Annotated in this window: 15 protein-coding genes; 4 read left to right on the forward strand and 11 right to left on the reverse strand. The window is 34.2% G+C overall.

Annotation, left to right across the window (positions count from 1 at the left end; translation table 11 throughout):
• Nucleotides 1-46 precede the first annotated feature (46 nt).
• Both H510_RS0105775 and H510_RS0105780 read right to left on the reverse strand, forming a co-directional pair.
• Nucleotides 47-1,243 (reverse strand): CmpA/NrtA family ABC transporter substrate-binding protein, encoded by a 1,197-nt coding sequence (locus tag H510_RS0105775; RefSeq protein ID WP_036692087.1) that lies wholly within the window; start codon nt 1,241-1,243, stop codon nt 47-49.
• Nucleotides 1,244-1,261: 18 nt separating this feature from the next.
• Nucleotides 1,262-2,863 carry an alginate export family protein gene (locus H510_RS0105780; protein ID WP_081659203.1) on the reverse strand — a complete coding sequence of 534 codons (1,602 nt, stop codon included), beginning with the start codon at nt 2,861-2,863 and terminating at the stop codon, nt 1,262-1,264.
• 526 nt (nt 2,864-3,389) lie between these two features.
• On the opposite strand from H510_RS0105780, the gene H510_RS0105785 reads away from it, so the two are divergent.
• Nucleotides 3,390-4,082, forward strand: a complete 693-nt coding sequence (locus H510_RS0105785; RefSeq protein ID WP_026903448.1) for a Crp/Fnr family transcriptional regulator — start codon at nt 3,390-3,392, stop codon at nt 4,080-4,082.
• Nucleotides 4,083-4,085: 3 nt separating this feature from the next.
• Here the strand turns inward: H510_RS0105785 and H510_RS0105790 are convergent, their stop codons facing one another.
• The 5 genes from H510_RS0105790 to nirB are packed head-to-tail and all read right to left on the reverse strand — an operon-like array spanning nt 4,086 to nt 9,715.
• The gene (locus tag H510_RS0105790; RefSeq protein WP_026903449.1) at nt 4,086-5,261 is read right to left on the reverse strand and encodes a molybdopterin molybdotransferase MoeA; all 1,176 of its coding nucleotides are present in this window, start codon (nt 5,259-5,261) and stop codon (nt 4,086-4,088) included.
• A gap of 2 nt (nt 5,262-5,263) precedes the next feature.
• Nucleotides 5,264-6,214 carry a bifunctional molybdenum cofactor biosynthesis protein MoaC/MoaB gene (gene moaCB, locus H510_RS0105795; RefSeq protein WP_026903450.1) on the reverse strand — a complete coding sequence of 317 codons (951 nt, stop codon included), beginning with the start codon at nt 6,212-6,214 and terminating at the stop codon, nt 5,264-5,266.
• A 2-nt stretch (nt 6,215-6,216) separates the two neighbouring features.
• The gene (locus H510_RS18355) at nt 6,217-6,753 is read right to left on the reverse strand and encodes a molybdopterin-dependent oxidoreductase (protein WP_051291077.1); all 537 of its coding nucleotides are present in this window, start codon (nt 6,751-6,753) and stop codon (nt 6,217-6,219) included.
• 25 nt (nt 6,754-6,778) lie between these two features.
• Nucleotides 6,779-7,165: a nitrite reductase small subunit NirD gene (gene nirD / locus H510_RS0105805; protein WP_081659204.1), complete on the reverse strand. Its 387-nt coding sequence runs from the start codon at nt 7,163-7,165 to the stop codon at nt 6,779-6,781.
• 45 nt (nt 7,166-7,210) lie between these two features.
• Nucleotides 7,211-9,715, reverse strand: coding sequence for a nitrite reductase large subunit NirB (gene nirB / locus H510_RS0105810; protein ID WP_026903452.1), 2,505 nt, complete (start codon nt 9,713-9,715; stop codon nt 7,211-7,213).
• Between the two features lie 381 nt (nt 9,716-10,096).
• On the opposite strand from nirB, the gene cobA reads away from it, so the two are divergent.
• Nucleotides 10,097-10,822, forward strand: coding sequence for a uroporphyrinogen-III C-methyltransferase (gene cobA, locus H510_RS0105815; RefSeq protein WP_026903453.1), 726 nt, complete (start codon nt 10,097-10,099; stop codon nt 10,820-10,822).
• On the opposite strand, the gene H510_RS0105820 is transcribed toward cobA, so the two are convergent.
• Nucleotides 10,815-11,519 carry an NUDIX hydrolase gene (locus H510_RS0105820; RefSeq protein ID WP_026903454.1) on the reverse strand — a complete coding sequence of 235 codons (705 nt, stop codon included), beginning with the start codon at nt 11,517-11,519 and terminating at the stop codon, nt 10,815-10,817. The two genes, cobA and H510_RS0105820, sit on opposite strands and share 8 nt — an antisense overlap.
• Before the next feature lie 113 nt (nt 11,520-11,632).
• On the opposite strand from H510_RS0105820, the gene H510_RS0105825 reads away from it, so the two are divergent.
• Together H510_RS0105825 and H510_RS0105830 are read left to right on the forward strand one after the other, a co-directional pair.
• Nucleotides 11,633-12,790: an aldose epimerase family protein gene (locus H510_RS0105825; RefSeq protein ID WP_026903455.1), complete on the forward strand. Its 1,158-nt coding sequence runs from the start codon at nt 11,633-11,635 to the stop codon at nt 12,788-12,790.
• A 72-nt stretch (nt 12,791-12,862) separates the two neighbouring features.
• On the forward strand, nt 12,863-13,921 hold the full coding sequence (locus H510_RS0105830; RefSeq protein WP_051291078.1) for an aldose epimerase family protein: 1,059 nt from the start codon (nt 12,863-12,865) through the stop codon (nt 13,919-13,921).
• On the opposite strand, the gene H510_RS0105835 is transcribed toward H510_RS0105830, so the two are convergent.
• The 3 genes from H510_RS0105835 to H510_RS0105845 all read right to left on the reverse strand — a co-directional run bounded on the left by H510_RS0105835 (nt 13,918) and on the right by H510_RS0105845 (nt 16,549).
• Nucleotides 13,918-14,769, reverse strand: a complete 852-nt coding sequence (locus H510_RS0105835; protein ID WP_026903457.1) for an N-acetylglucosamine kinase — start codon at nt 14,767-14,769, stop codon at nt 13,918-13,920. The genes H510_RS0105830 and H510_RS0105835 overlap by 4 nt on opposite strands.
• Before the next feature lies 1 nt (nt 14,770).
• Nucleotides 14,771-15,163 carry a response regulator gene (locus H510_RS0105840; protein ID WP_026903458.1) on the reverse strand — a complete coding sequence of 131 codons (393 nt, stop codon included), beginning with the start codon at nt 15,161-15,163 and terminating at the stop codon, nt 14,771-14,773.
• A gap of 75 nt (nt 15,164-15,238) precedes the next feature.
• On the reverse strand, nt 15,239-16,549 hold the full coding sequence (locus H510_RS0105845) for a TolC family protein (RefSeq protein WP_036692089.1): 1,311 nt from the start codon (nt 16,547-16,549) through the stop codon (nt 15,239-15,241).
• Nucleotides 16,550-16,551 lie beyond the last annotated feature (2 nt).

Here is a 16,551-nt window from a genome sequence, read left to right on the forward strand (position 1 = left end):
GGTTTAGGTAGTACAAAAGGGTTTCAAACCTAAACTAAATTGATATTTATTTTTTGGTAGTTTTTAGATAAGCGCCAATGTTTGCAGGGTCAAAACTTACATCGTAGGTTGTTTTGAAAGTAAGCATATCTGGTTGGATAGGTACTTTCATTTCTTTAGCTACTTCGGCAAATAAATCATCGAGTACTAATTTTTCTGCAATGGCTTTGTAGTTAGGTTCTGCTTTTAGCATTCCAAATCTTACATATTGAGCCATAAACCACATACCGTATGATTTTTTAGGAGTATTTACAAGGCCTCCCTTGTAAAAAGTCATAAAGTCACCTTTGTATCTTTGAACGCCTAAATCGCATCCCAAATCGCTAGAACCCATTAATCTGGCTTCAATCACGGCTAATGGTGCATTAACATAATAAGGTTTAGTTAACCAAGAAGCTGCTTTTTTTCTGTTGCTCAATACATCAAGCCATTTGCAAGCCTCAATAATGGCTTTCATTACTTGTTTGAGTTCTTGTTTGTTGGTGTTGGCAAATGCTGCATTTACAACTAAAGCTTTCTCTGGATGATCTTTCCAAATATCTTGCGATGCTATGTGTGTAAAACCAATGCCTTGTGATGCTGCAACGCCATTCCAAGGTTCGCCTACAGAAAAACCTTCCATATTATCAACCTTCATATTGGCAACCATTTGTGGTGGTGGAATGGTAATAATACCAACCGATTTTTGATTAACACCAGCTGCTGCAAGCCAGTTGCGTAGCCATATATCATGGGTTCCGCCTGGGAAAGTCATGGCAAAGGTTACTTCTTTTCTAGCCTGTATTTTCTTGATGGCGACACCAACTTTAGCTATTTCTTTATATCCTAATAGGTTACAAAAATCTTTAGATAGGGTTATGGCTTGTCCGTTATTGCTAAGCACCATAGCAATTTTCATTTCTGAACCAGCCTTGCCGCCAATACCAGTATAAACAGAAAAAGGCATAGAAAATAAGCAATGTGCGCCGTCTAGCTCACCGTTAAGGATTTTGTCTCTGATATTTGCCCAAGATGCTTCTTTAGATAATTCTACATCTAAACCATATTTAGCAAAAAGGCCAAGTTCTTTTGCGGCTACCAATGGAGCGCAATCTGTTAAAGGGATAAAACCTAGTTTTATTTTTTTTGCACTAACTGTTAAGGTGTTAAGTGCTAATATGAGGGCAAAAAATGCCCCTAAACGGTAGTTTTTAATACGTTTCATGATATAAAAAGATTAATGTTATTGTTTAATAGCTGATGGTTTGGTATATAAGAAATCTGGTTTGATGTTAATCATCAAATAGCCAAAATGCCCTGTTTTATTATAATCTGCAGGAGATCCAGGTTGAGCTTTTGCGATAACCATATTATCTTCTGCTTTCATGATAGAGTAGCCCAGTTCTACCGTAGTAAATTTATTGAGGGTATAATTGATGCCTAAATCTACTTCTTGCCCGAGTTTTTGAGAATTGCTATTAGCTAAAGCTTGAGCTGTTTCAAACAAATGGTAGTCTGCTATAACATAAAATTGATTGGCGGTAAATTTGGTTTTAAAGTAATAATCTTTTAAACCGGCAGCAGGTGAGCCTGTTGGAGCGTAAAAATAATCCATGGTGCCCCAGAACTTGTGTGGTGTGCCATATAAAGGATCAAACCTCTTACTTTCAGTTGTAGGCGTTGTTGTTTTATTGCCCGATAAATAGTCAAAACCGGGACCTAAAGTAAATTTGCCTTTACTGTAATTAGCGCTAATGGTATAATGGTAAGCATCTAGCTTCTTGCCATCTCTATCATGTCCGTTTTGATGATAGTAAGCCGCTTGTACAGCTACTTTGCCAAAGCCTGATGCATTGCCAAAAACAGGTGTAATCATAGCGCCGAAGGTATTTCTGTTATGCGTTCCGTTGATGTCAAAAAATCTTCCGTAAACTTTTCCTCCTCCGCTATTTACACTGTCTAGTCGGTATTTTCCAAATTCATCATGAAAATAAAGAGCCGAAATTCTAGTTTGACCAAATTTTCTGGCTACATAAATACTAGTAAAGTTTTTATAATCTTGGTTTCCGCCATTAGTATTGGGCGGGTTTGTGAATGTAGGGGTGCCTGTTTTAGCACTATTACCTGCAGCATTTACTAAAGGTATCATGTTGGCAGGTGTGGGTACCAAAACGCCATTATTATTTTTTACACTTGCCGGAATATTTGCAGGCACATAATTGGTTCTGGCAAAGTTTTCATTATTTTGGTTAAAAGCATAACCAATATCTACTTGCCACCCTTGGTGTACCACTTTTAACAGCGCCATATCAAACCTGCGTCCTTGTTGAAGCCAATCTAAATTACCTATCAATCGGGCATCATCATAAATTAATTCTTGTCGGCCAATTTTTAAAGATAGGTTATCAAAAAGCTTAAATTTAATGGTTGTATCAGTTTTATTTGCCAAAGTTAAATCGGCCCAACTTTCATGAAGCATAAAACGGCTGCCGTCTGCCTGAGATATGGTAGAAGCATCTTGCCCCCAAACCCTTACATCTTGTGCGCTTACACCAAAAGTTAGCTTATCCCATTTATAACCAAAATTTAGCCTTGTTCTTTGTGAAATAAAAGCTGCTGTTTTAGCACCATTGGGAACTAAGTTAGCAAAGCCTTTTCTTACTTCGCCACGAGGTCTTATTTGACCAGTTAAAGAAAATTGTGCATGCGCTTGCGCTGATGATAATGATAGGAGGAAGATGTATAAGAGTTTTTGAAAGATTACTTTCTTCCTTCGGAGGATGTTTTTTTGGGGTGTAAAATCTCTGCGACTAGACCTTACACGGTTTGATAAAAATTTATACATTTGTTTAAGTTTAATTTGTGTGAGCAAGTTGACTATTTTGCCCATTAGGAATTGCGACTTCCTGGTGGGCTTCTTTTTTTTCTGTTTAGTTTGATTTATTCATATTATATATTTTAAATTTTTTATTACGTTTTTATGTCATAAATATAATGTATATAATAAAAATGTGCTAAAAATTTTACATAAAACCATAAATTTTATGTTTTTTGCAATAAATAACCTCCTTAATCTTTCTAATTTTACTTTTTTACAATAAAAACATTAAAAATATCTAAATATTTTAATAAAATAATAGTGAATTTATTGTTTTTGTATAAAATATAGAACATTTTTTAATGAAAAATATCTTATAATTCACTTTTTTAAAAAATTAATTCGATTTTTATATAAAATTATTGTGTTTTATATTGATTTATATAAATACAGCTAATTATTTAATAGTATTTATATGTTTTTTAAGTTATTTTCGAAAATTACTTTTAAAAATTACAATAAAGCTCGATTTTTTATTTAGAATAAGAATAAAATGAAAAAAAGTAAAGTAGAATGTGATTTGCAGACTTGTTTTATGTGTAAAATGTGTTTAAAAGAATGGCACCCGGCTATTCATGCACATCGGAAAACATTTCAAGTAAAAAAGGGTGAAAAAATTATAGAAGAGGGAGAACGTGTAACGGGCGTCTACTTTGTTTTTGATGGGATAGTAAAAGTTCATAAAAAATGGGGTGATAAAGAGCTTATTGTAAGATTTGCTAATAAAGGTGCTGTTATTGGGCATAGAGGTTTGGGTACAAAGAGTTCTGTTTATCCTATTTCTGCAACTGCTTTGGAAACTTCTACTGTATGTTTTATTGGGTTAGAGTTTTTTAACGCTACTTTAAAAGTAAATAACGAGTTTACTTACCAATTGATGTTGTTTTTTGCTGATGAACTACAGGAATCTGAACGTAAAATGAGAAATCTGGCTCACATGTCTGTAAAAGGGAGGGTAGCACAAGCTTTATTTAATTTGGAAGAGCAATTTGGAAGTACCCCAAATGGCGGCTTAAATATTAGTTTAACCAGACAAGATTTAGCTTCTTATGCAGGAGCCACTTATGAAACGGTTTTTAGAACTATAAATGAATTGGTAGATCATAAAATACTACGTCTGGAAGGAAAGGATATCATCATTAATGATAGACCTAAATTAGCGGCTTTAACTCAAATTATTCTTTAAAGATTACGGAATAGACTTGAAAAAAACGAGCTTCCCTTTTTCTAAATCGGTAATTTCAGCTGGATGCCATGCAATAGCGTTTGCTTGTAATCCTAATCTAATATCTCCAGAACCATTAATAGGTAAATACTGAAGTTCTTTTTGGTTATTGAGAACAGGAAAAAACTCGTCTAATGCTGTTTTTCCTTTTCTTGTAAAGCTTATAGGTAGCTGCTCGTCAGCGTTAGGTATTCCTAAGCAAGAAAAAATAAAAGGCTCAACAAAAATCTTAAAAGTAACCAAACAAGAGAAAGGATTTCCTGGCAAGGCAAAAACCATTTTATTATACAAGTAACCACACCAAATTGGTTTTCCGGGCCTTATAGCTACTTTATGAAATAGCTTTTGTATACCTAATTCTTCTAAAATTTCTGGTATAAAATCGGCATCACCAGCTGAAACACCTCCGTTTAAAATGATGATATCAGCTTTAAGCGCATCTTCAAGTGCGGTTTTGATGGCTTTTTTATCATCTAAAAGATGTGCTGCTTTTATTGGGTGTATGTTCAGTTTTTTAAATAAAGCTTTTAATAAATGTAAGTTGCTGTTGTTAATTTGCGTTGCCGATGCAGTTTGATGGACAGGTACAACCTCATTCCCTGTAGTTAGTACAGCTACTTGAGGCAGTTTTTGTACTTTTAATATGTGTTTTCCTAAAGCAGCTAATAAGCCAATTCTTGCTGTATTGATTTGCTCTGCTTGCTTCAAGACCAATTCGCCTTTTTTTAAATCTTGTCCCTTTTCGGCAATATTTTGATGAACTTTATAACTGTTAATGTTCAGCTTTGCTGTTCCATTTTCAAACAAAATATCTTCATTGCGGATGACAATATTAGCACTTTCAGGAACAGCAGCACCGGTCATGATTTTATAGCATTCGCCACTGGCTAATTTTTTAAAGCTTTCATCTCCGGCATAAATGGTTTCTATTATATGGTATGATAAAATACCTTTTTCTAAATCTTGGATGTGGATGGCGATACCGTCCATAGCGGCTCTGTTAAAAGGAGGAAAATCTCTTGGGGCAAAAATATCTTCAGCTAAAATACGGTCTAAAGCATCGTCTAAATGTACTTCTTCTGTACCAAAAGATTTTACTTTTGACTGGGTAATTTCTAGCGCTTTTTGATAAGAAATCATGATTAATGACCTCCGCCTTTCATCATTTTTCGGGCATGGAAAACTGCGGGTAATATAGCTTCCAGAGATTCTCTTGCACCATCTGTACTTCCTGGTAAAGTTATAATTAAGCTGTGCGAGATGGAGCCCGCTACACCTCTGCTCATCATGGCTAATGGGGTGCGTTGCTGGCCAAAACTACGCATAGCCTCGGTGATACCATCGGCATCTCTTTCTAAAATTTCTTTAACAGCTTCAACGGTATTGTCGCGTGGGCCTAAGCCTGTTCCGCCTGTGGTAAATATAAAGTGGATGTCTTGCTTTACCCAAGCTAAAATAGTTTCTTGAATTTTGGTTTTATCATCAGCAACTATTTGATAATCTGTTACATTAGCGTTAACATTGGTAAGCATTTCCTTGATAAGGATGCCGCTTTTGTCTTCTCTTTTACCTGCTGCTGTACTGTCTGAGCATACTAAAATAGCACAAGTAGGAGAGGTAGCGAAGAACTTCTTCTTATCGCTTTTACCACCTTTTTTGTCTAGCAGTTTAATCCCTGATATTTCCAATGCTTTATCAACAGGCTTTAGCATATCGTAAATTTCTAATGCTGCTACAGAAACGGCAGTTAAGATTTCCATTTCTATGCCTGTTCTGCCAATGGATTTTGCTTCGCCATAGATGATGATGCCGCTTTTACCTGATAAAGATTGGTTAAACCAATCTTGATGAAGTTCTGGGTTTAAAAATTCAAATTTTAAATCCATACCATCAATAGCAACAGGGTGGCAATGTGGTAGCAATTGTGGGGTAAGTTTGGCGCCAATAAATCCAGCTGCTTTAGCAACATCAAATAAATTTCCTTTAGGAAGTTGTTCTTCTTTAATAAGTGCAATGGTTTCTTGGGAACAAAAAATAGCTCCAACTGCGGTTGCACTTCTTAAAGTGATTTGTTTGCTGCTAATGTCTCTCATGCTTACTCTGCGGTTTTTACACTAATCTCTTTAAGCCATTTTAAATGTCTTAATCCATTGATGTTATCATCCATAGTGATTAATGCAAATGCTCCATTTTCTTCTAATGGTTTTTCGTTTTCTTCAAAAATAACAAAAACCTTTTCTCCAGAAGGATGATTAAAAATTTCACTCCAAGAAAAAACAATAGTATAATTATCTGATGCTGTAAGTTTGATATACAGTTTAGTTGCTTCTTTGTTATTAGAAGTAATGCGGGCTTTGTTTAGAATATCTTTTAATAATACACCTTCAAAAGAATTGATACGCCTTTTTATCTTATTATCTTTACCTATCAGGTTGAAATTATTGATTTTAATAGTTTTCAATTGCTTTAAACTATCAACACTTAATGTTAACGGCTTACTTACTAAGCCGTTTATGGATATTGAAGTTGTAATTAGTGAATAACGACTATCAGAAAAGTTTTGGCCATAACATTGTGTAATTACAAAGCATATAGTTATTATTAATAGTATTATTTTTCTTAGATTATTCATTATTGCTAAATGATGAATCTGTAAACTATTTGTCTATTCTGATATAAACTTTGCCTTCTTCAATTAAAACTGGGTAGATTTTAATAGAATAGTCATCGCCGCTAAGGCAATCTCCACTTTTTAAAGAGAAAGTTTTTTTGTGGAAAGGGCAGGCAACCTTAGGTTCGCAATCATGTCCGGTGCTGCCAATCATCCCTCTAGATAATGCCATTTGCTGCTTATGCGGACAAAGGTTTTGTGTGGCGTACCATTCTCCTCGGCGTGTAAAATTGAAGATAGCTATTTGTGTGTCTTTATATTTTACACAAGCTCCGCCATTTTGAGGAACATCATCTGTATAACAAGCAAAAAATAAATTTTCAGAAACTGCTGTGGTTTCTATTTGATGGTTTAATTCTAAAATCTCGCTCATAATTCTGGTGTTTAAATCTTTGTTTTTTTAATCTGTTATTGAAAATTACCAGGCTTCTGCCTTCACCTGCTCTCGCATAGGAGCAAATTTTACAGTAGGATCTTTTTCTTCTGGTGCATTAACAAAGTGTGCAAATCTTTTTCTCATCTCTGGATTTTCTATGGCTGCTTTCCATTCGCATTTATAAGTATCAACATGGTAATGCATAGCAGCTTCAAGTTCTTCGGCAATGCCTAAACTATCGTTTATGATTACATTTTTGAGATAGGTAATGCCGCCTTCCATCTTGTTTAGCCAAGTTGCTGTTCTGGTTAATGGGTCGGCAGTTCTTACATAAAACATTAAAAATCTATCTAGGTATTTGATACAGGTTTCTTTATCAATATCTGCGGCAAGCAATAAAGCATGTTGAGGTTTAGAGCCTCCATTGCCACATACATATAAATTGTAGCCCTTTTCTGTAGCGATGATACCAAAGTCTTTAGATTGCGCTTCGGCACATTCTCTGATACAGCCAGAAACACCACCTTTAAGCTTATGTGGCGAGCGTAAGCCTTTGTATCTATCTTCTACTTCTATAGCAAAACTTACACTATCTTGAAGTCCGAAACGGCACCAAGTGCTTCCAACACAGCTTTTTACAGTTCTTAAGGATTTTCCGTAAGCATGGCCGCTTTCAAAACCAGCATCAATAAGTTCTTCCCAAATAGCGGGTAAATCACTCAAGTGGGCACCAAACAAATCTATCCTTTGGCCGCCAGTAATTTTAGTGTAGAGGTTGTATTTTTGAGCTACTTGCCCAATCACGATAAGTTTTTCCGGAGTAATTTCTCCACCCGGAATTCTAGGTACAACAGAATAGGTTCCTCCTTTTTGGATATTAGCCAAAAATCTATCGTTACTATCTTGTATGGTGTCTTGTTTAAGGATTAAATCATTCCAAACGCCAGCCAAAATATTAGCGATAGCTGGTTTGCAAACCTCGCATCCATCGCCTTTACCAAAATGGTCAAGGGCGGTATCATAATCTTTAATTTTATTGAGTTTGATAAGATCTAGCAGCTCTTGCCTCGAATAATCAAAATGTTCGCAAATAACGTTTTTGATGTAAACGCCATTTTCTTGCATGGTTCCGGTAATTAAATCTTTAACTAAAGGAACGCAACCACCACAGCCAGTACCCGCTTTGGTACATTTTTTTATATCGTCTATAGAACTTGCTGTTCCATCGCTTACGGCACTGCAAATCATGCCTTTTGTAACAGCTTCGCAAGAGCAAATTAAAGCATCGTCTGGCAAGCTCATAACACCAGCACCACCATCAGTTTCTCCGCCACGGCTACCCAGTATTAAATCTTCTGGGTTTGGTGGTAAAATAATTTTGTTGTTAATCGTTTGTAATAGGATGTTATAAGCATCAGCATCGCCAATAAGAATACCGCCAAGAAGATATTTTCCATCATTGGTAATATTTATTCGCTTATAAATACCTTTATGAGTGTCCTCGAAAACAATAGTTCTACCTTCCGGCTCAGTAACAAAGGCATCGCCAAAGCTGGCAACATCAACACCTATCAATTTAAGTTTGGTGCTCATGTCAAAGCCATAGAAATACTTTTCTTGCCGACAAATATTTGCAGCAACAACTTCGGCCATCTCATAGCCTGGGGCTACTAAGCCGTAAATCATGTCTTTGTATAAAGCGCATTCGCCAATAGCGAAAATATTAGGGTCGCTGGTTTGTAGTTTCTCGTTAACTAAAATTCCGCCTCTGGTACCAACTTCTAAGCCCGATAGTTTGGCAAGTTCGTCCCTTGGTCTTATACCGGCAGAGATAACCAGCATGTCTAACTCAAGTTGCGTATCATCATTAAAAGCAAGAGCTTCTATTTTGCCATCGCCAACAATTTCGCTAGTACTTTTATTGAGATGTATTTGAAGGCCTAAATCTTGAAGTTTATTTTGAAGAAGTTTACTTCCTGCGCTATCCACTTGCCTAGGCATTAAGCGTGGGGCAAATTCTATCACGTGGGTTTCTGCAATACCTAAATCTAGTAGTGCTTTTGCTGCTTCTAAACCTAGTAAACCGCCTCCCATAACTGCACCTTTTTTAGCTTTTAAAGCGTAGTTTTTCATCAGTTCTAGGTCTTCTATGGTGCGATAAACAAAAACACCTTCTTTTTCTACACCAGGGATATTAGGTACAAAAGCAGAAGACCCTGTTGCTAGAACGAGGTAATCATAAGGTTGTAAAATGCCTTTTTGAGAATGAACGGTTTTATTTTGTCTGTTGATTTCTAATACAGGGTCTGATAAATGTAGGGTGATATGGTTCTCTTGGTACCAGTTTGCTGGAGACATGCTGAGGTCTTCGGCAGTTTTTCCGTTAAAATATTCGCTAAGATGAACCCTATCATAAGCTCTTCTAGGCTCTTCTCCGAAAACGATGAGGTTAAAATCATCAGACTTGGCAATTATTTTCTCACAAAACTTATATCCAACCATTCCGTTGCCAATAATTACGATGTTTTTTTTGTTTTTTGCGACCATTTGTATGAGATTAGAATTTTTTAATCATAAATATGATTAAAATCATATATTTTACTAAAACAAGTATAAAAAATTAATATAAATGTTTTATAAATCATATAAAATTTAATAAAAGACTAAAAAAAGTATTAAAATTGCATTGTAAATTTTATGTTTTTTAAAATAATGTATCTTTTAGTGTGAAAATATTAAGTATAATGTCTTTAAAATGTTGCTTTTATCTGTTTTTTTAGGCTATTATTTGGAGTTTTTGGACTTTTTATGGTTGTTTTTATAAAAATATGATGTAAAAGGAGATGAATTTTTAGATTTTTAAAGTATTGATAATAATTTCTAGCAATACAATTTTATTTATAGTTTTAAACGTTTTTATTTTAGTAGATGAGTGTGTTACTTCCCCAATTGTATGTAGTAGGAGCTGGTCCGGGTGATCCCGAATTACTTACCATGAAAGCTTATAAGATATTACAAACAGCTCAGGTAATATTGTATGATAATTTAGCAAATAAGGCTTTATTAGAACTTGCCCCTCAAGATTGCGAATGTATTTACGTAGGTAAACAGCCTTATGGCGAGTATACACCGCAGGAACGTATTTTAGAATTGATCAAAGAAAAAGCTTTTGAAAAGGGAAGGGTTATCAGGCTAAAGGGAGGAGATCCCTATATTTTTGGAAGAGGTTTTGAGGAGATTTTATTTGCTAGAACATATGGAATAGAAACTTTTTATATTCCAGGAATAAGCAGCATGCAAGCAATTGGTTTTGAAGATATTCCACTTACGCATCGCTCGGTAAGTGAAAGTATTTGGGTAGTAACCGGAACCAAAAAAGACGGTAGTTTATCAGCAGATTTAAAACTAGCGATGCAAAGTAACGCTACGGTGGTTATTTATATGGGGATGAAAAAAACAGCTGATATAGCACTTACTTATCTAGAGGCAAATAAAGGAGATACCCCAGCAGCTATTGTACAGCATGCATCTTTACCACATAAAAAGACTGTGAAGGGTAAAGTAAAAGATTTGCAGACCATGGCAGAAGATGCAAAAATAACACATCCAGCATTAATTATTATTGGTCCTGTGGTTGCCTTAAATACTATTTAAGCTCTGTAGGGTTTGATATAAAATGGAAGAAATTTTCGAACTTACTTTTGTAAGTATCTTTATCTAGTTTATAATAAAAAGCTCCCTTTTTCGAATTTAACTTGTCTTTCTCTTGTTGTTTGATGATTAAGCCAGTAGAGAATAATTTTCTGCTAAAGTTTCTTTTATCTAATTCGGTATCAAATACCTGCTCGTAAAGGGCCAGAATTTGTGGGATAGTAAATTTTTCTGGTAATAGCTCAAATAAAATTGGATGTAAGGCAGCTTTATACCTGATTTTTTCTTTTGCTTTTTTAACCATCTGGTTATGGTCAAAAATTAAATCGGGTAGTTGATTAATCTCAAACCACTCGGCATGATAATCATTGCTCAGTTGTTTTTCATATTGATGAATGTCTACCAAAGTATGGTATGCAATGCTTAAAGTACGTTCGATAGGATCGCGGTTAATATCACCAAAAACCTCTGTTTGCTCTAAATAAACATTCTCTAATCCTGTAAGTTGTTTTAGAACTCTATAGGCAGCATTTTCTGGGGTTTCATCGGGTTTTAAAAAGCCTCCCATTAAACTCCATTTACCTTTTTTGGGTTCAAAATCACGCTGTATGAGTAAAAGTTTTAGCTTTTCTCCATCAAAACCAAAAATAATACAATCTACAGCTACAAGCAGACGGGTTTGTTTAGAATATTTTTGCATGTAAAGTATTTGAAGATATAAATCTACTAAGAGAAAATGGTTTCCTAAATAATTAATTATAATTGTGGAAATTACATTTAATATCTTAGATTTAAATTATAACCCTAAAATCAATGAAAAGAATATTCTATTTAAGTATGATTATTGGTCTAGCATTTGGTAGCTGTACTAATAATCAACAAAAAGGTAATCAGCAAGATACTATGCAAAATATGGTGAAAATTCCAGATTCGGTAAATTTTCAGAAAGATATTGCAGGTAAGCGAACTAACTTGTATGTGCTTAAAAATAAGAACAATATGCAAGTTGCTATTACTAATTATGGTGGTCGTATTGTAAGTATTATTGTACCTGATAAAAATGGGAAATTTATTGATGTTTCTTTAGGTTACGATTATGTAGAGACATTTCAGAAAGACGGAGAGCCATTTTTTGGAGCTTTAATAGGTCGTTACGGTAACAGAATTGGCAAAGCTAAATTTACCTTAGAAGGTAAAGAGTATAATTTAGATGCTAATGATGGTGTAAACACTTTACATGGTGGTAAAATGGGTTTTCATGCTCAGGTATGGGATGTTAAAGCAGTAAATGATAATAGTTTACAACTTCATTATACTTCTAAGGATGGTGAAGGCGGTTACGCTGGAACTTTAGAAGTTGAAGTAAAATATACTTTAACAGATGATAACAGTATTGATATCAGCTACCAAGCTAAAACGGATAAAGTAACGCCAGTTAATTTAACTAACCATGCTTATTTTAATTTAAATGGCGAAGGAGACTCAACCATATTAGATCATCTATTAACCATTAAAGCTGATGCTATAACTCCTGTAGATGAAGGCTTAATCCCTACCGGAGCTTTAATGGATGTTACTAATACCCCATTTGATTTTAGAAAAGCTACGCTAATAGGTGCTCGTATTGATGAAAACCATGAGCAACTAAAAAGAGGTAAAGGTTATGATCATAATTTCGTATTAAACAAAACAGCAGGTTTGCAACTTATAGCAAATTTATACAGCCCTAAAACCGGAATTTTGATGGAAGTTTTAACAGAGGAGCCTGGCTTACAATTTTATAGTGGTAACTTTTTAACAGGAGAAACCAAAGATGGTAAAGGCGGTAAAGCTTATCAATATAGATCTGCATTGTGTTTAGAAACCCAGCATTTCCCTGATTCGCCAAATCAGAAAAACTTTCCATCAACCATTTTAAAACCAGGTGATATATATAAAACCAAGACGGTTTATAAATTTTCTACAAAATAATTTTAACCATAAAGGATATAAAAAGGGTAGTCTAAAAGCTACCTTTTTGTATTTTTATGCTTTATTTGGATTATGACAAATCTTGAAACACTAAAAGAAGCCTTTATTACCTCTATTAAGGGCGCATCTACTACCTTGATAGTTCTAAAAAATCAGAAAGGCACACAAGTAGGAATTTGTAATTATGGTGCAAGAATTACCCATTTTATAGTTCAAGATGAACAAGAAAACTGGGTAGATGTGGTACTGGGTTTTAATAGTATTCAAGAATATTTAAACGCTGCGGAGCTTTATCATGGTGTAACAGCCGGTCCTTTTGCAAATCGTATAGCAAATGGAGCGTTTATGATAGGAAATACCCTTTATCAACTAGAGCAAAATGATGGTTTAAATAATTTGCATAGTGGTAAAGCTGGTTTTCATGCACAGGTTTGGGATGTAGTAGAACAAAATACTTCTTCTGTTCAACTGAGTATTTCTTATGCTGATGGAGAAGGCGGTTTTCCAGGTCCTATTACTGCAAGTGTTACTTTTACTTTAACAGATGATGATGAACTGGTGATGGATTATAAGGCCAGTTCTGGGAAAGATACCATCATTAATTTAACCAATCATGCTTATTTTAATTTGAATGGCGAAGGTAGTGGTACTATTCTCAATCATTCTGTAAAAATAAATGCAGATAGTTTTGTGGAGATAAACGAGGCATGTATACCAACGGGGAAATTCATCGAAGTAGAAAATACAGCTTTTGATTTTAGTGTATTAAAACCGATAGCTAAAGATATTGCAGAAAAAGATATACAGCTTGTGAACGGTAATGGCTACGATCATTCTTTTGTTTTGAATCAAAATGAAAATGGTTTAACACATGCTGCTACAGCTATTGGTGATATTTCTCATTTAAAGTTAGAAGTGTTTACAGAAGAGCCAGGGATGCAATTTTATACGGGTAATTTCTTAAATGCTAAAGATAAAGGGAAGGCTGGGAATTATTATGAGCGTAGAAGTGGCTTTTGTTTTGAAACGCAACATCATCCAGATTCCCCAAATCAGGCTCATTTTCCGTCTGTTATACTTAAAGAAGGAGAGCTGTTCGAATCAAAAACTGTGTATAAGGTGAGTTTTTAAAACCCTTCCTTGGTTTTTACAAATTCAAACAATTCATAAATTGGTTTTTCTAAAATTTTACCTACATGAATCTCGTACTTACGGCATAAAGGAATTAAGAAATCTTGAAAATGATAAGCTATATCGCCAACAAAATGGCAATAAAGTTCTTTATAATTGGGATAGGTACAAATACTTATTTTAATAAACTCTTCTAAGCCAGTAATGATAATTTTCTGGATATATGGATGATTGAAGTTTTCTTTAAGGAAACCTGCAAAAGCTGCTAAATAATGGTTAGGTAAAGGTTTTTGGTAGATGTTTTTGATAACGTCTTCCTTAGTAGGCTTGTATTTGGCATGAAATTTTTCAGCTAAATCATCAGGCATTTTTTTATAAAGAAAATCTGTAATAAGAATTTTTCCGAAATAAGTTTCAGAGCCTTCATCTCCTAAAATATAACCTAAACCATGTAAGCCGTCGTGTAAATTGCTACCATCAAAAAAAGAGATATTAGATCCTGTGCCTAAAATACAATTTAAACCAGGCGTGTTGCCACAAGTAGCATAGGCAGATCCTAATAAATCGCTTTCTACATTAACAAAAGCATTCTTAAACTTTGCAGATAAGGCATTAGAAATAATTTCACGTTTATCTGGGCTATTGCAACCGGCGCCAAAAAAATGAACTTCTTTAATATTTTGGGCTATATCTTGAAATAACTTGATATTATTGATAACCTTGATGATTTCTTTTTCTGCAACAAAAAAAGGATTTAGTCCTTTACTCTCTATGAAGTGTTTTTCTTGATTTGGTAATAGGCAAATCCAATCTGTAATGGTTGATCCACTATCAGCAACTATTAACATATCAAATGTCTTTTAATAAATCACTAGTTAATGGTTTTCCAAAGAAATCTGTTACGTTATTAAATTCTGTTACTTTTTTATGGTCGCTAGGGTCTAAAGAAGAAGAAAGCATGACAATTTTAACGGTATCTTTTTCTGTAGATGGCAATTGTTGAAACTCAACTAAGAAATCAAAACCTGTTTTAATAGGCATTCTGATGTCTAAGAATATAATTTGAGGTAATTCTTCTTGTTGGTTGATAAGTTCTTGTAGGTATTGTATAGCCGATTCACAAGATTGTTTGACCACAATATTCTCTGCAAAATCAGAGTTATTGAGTATCTTTTGATTAATCATATTATCAATGAAATTATCATCAACCAAAAGCGCTGTTTTATATTTGTAAGTTGGCATCTAAATTAAAATTGTAATAACAAATATATGAAAAGAATATTTTTTAATGGAATTATTTAAGTCTTATACGCTAGTTTATAATTGTATGTTACCAGCTAATTCTTTGATGGCAACTTCAGCTAACTTTGCCTGAAATTGTGCGTTGGCATATCTTACCGTAGCATCAACAAAATTTCTTTGTGCTTCTCTTAATTCTAAAGGTACAATACTTCCTAATCTGTATTTTTCTAATGTAATATTTAAATTTTCTTGCGCTACTTCAACATTATTTTCTTCTAAGGTAACCAAACGTAAATTGGTTTGGTAGTTTTGATAAGCAATTAATAATTGCGATGTAATTGCTTGTTGTGTACGCTCCAAATTAAACTGAGCATTCTCAATTTCTAATTTGGCATTAGTTTCTGCTCTATTTTGTTGTAAGCCATTGAAAATATTAATAGATGCTGTAAAGCCATAATTTAGTCCGCGAGTATTATTTCTAATGGCAAAGCCTGTGGGTGGCGATGTTGAATTAGAAAAATTATAACCCGATGTTACGGCAATAACCGGATACCTGTCTCCTTTAATTTCTTTTAAGCTAAGTTCTGCTATTTTTTGGTTTACTACTGCTGTTTGCAATTCTGGGTTTTGGGCTAAAACTAGCGATTTAGTATTTTCATAATTTAACTGTTTATCCAGAATAATTGTATCAGCAACAGTAAATTCAATTTCTGCGGATCTTCCTAAAATTTGGTTTAAATTAACTTTAGCAGCTTTTATCAGATCTTGTTGTACCAATAAAGAGCTGGTATCTGTACTTAAATCTACTTTGGCGGCTAAAAGTTCAAGTTTAGAACCTTTACCTATTGTATACCTGCTATTGGCATTTTTTAGCCTTACCCTTGAAACTTCTAATGCGGTTTGTGTAGCTTCTAATTGCTTGTTTAAGGCAATTAAGTTATAATAAGAAGTCAATACATTGGCAATGGTATTTTGTACATTAAGTTTAAAGTTTAACTCACCAAGTTTTTGTAATTCTTGTAACCTATCATAAGTTGCAAACATCCTAAAACCATCAAAAATGCGCCAGTTTAAGCTCGCTCCGTAGTTGATATTGGTATTTTTTGCGTTGCTTGCATTTCTACTACCTCCAGAGGCTAAATCAACTTCACTGGTTTCTACCCTGTTTATATCGTTTAAATTTCCGGTTACAACGGGTAACATACCGGCATTACCTGGCGTAACGTTGTTTTTGCTTATCTCTGTTACGTTTCTACTGATTTTTATATCGAAATTGTTTTCTAATGCAATTTGTATGGCATCTTCTAAACTTAACTTCTCTTGTGTAAATGCTGTATTTACGGATGATAAAAATGCTAGTATGATTAATAACCTATTAATTTTCATGC

Origin of the sequence: Pedobacter glucosidilyticus DSM 23534 (assembly GCF_000425145.1) — a bacterium.
Classification (GTDB): Bacteria; Bacteroidota; Bacteroidia; order Sphingobacteriales; family Sphingobacteriaceae; genus Pseudopedobacter; species Pseudopedobacter glucosidilyticus.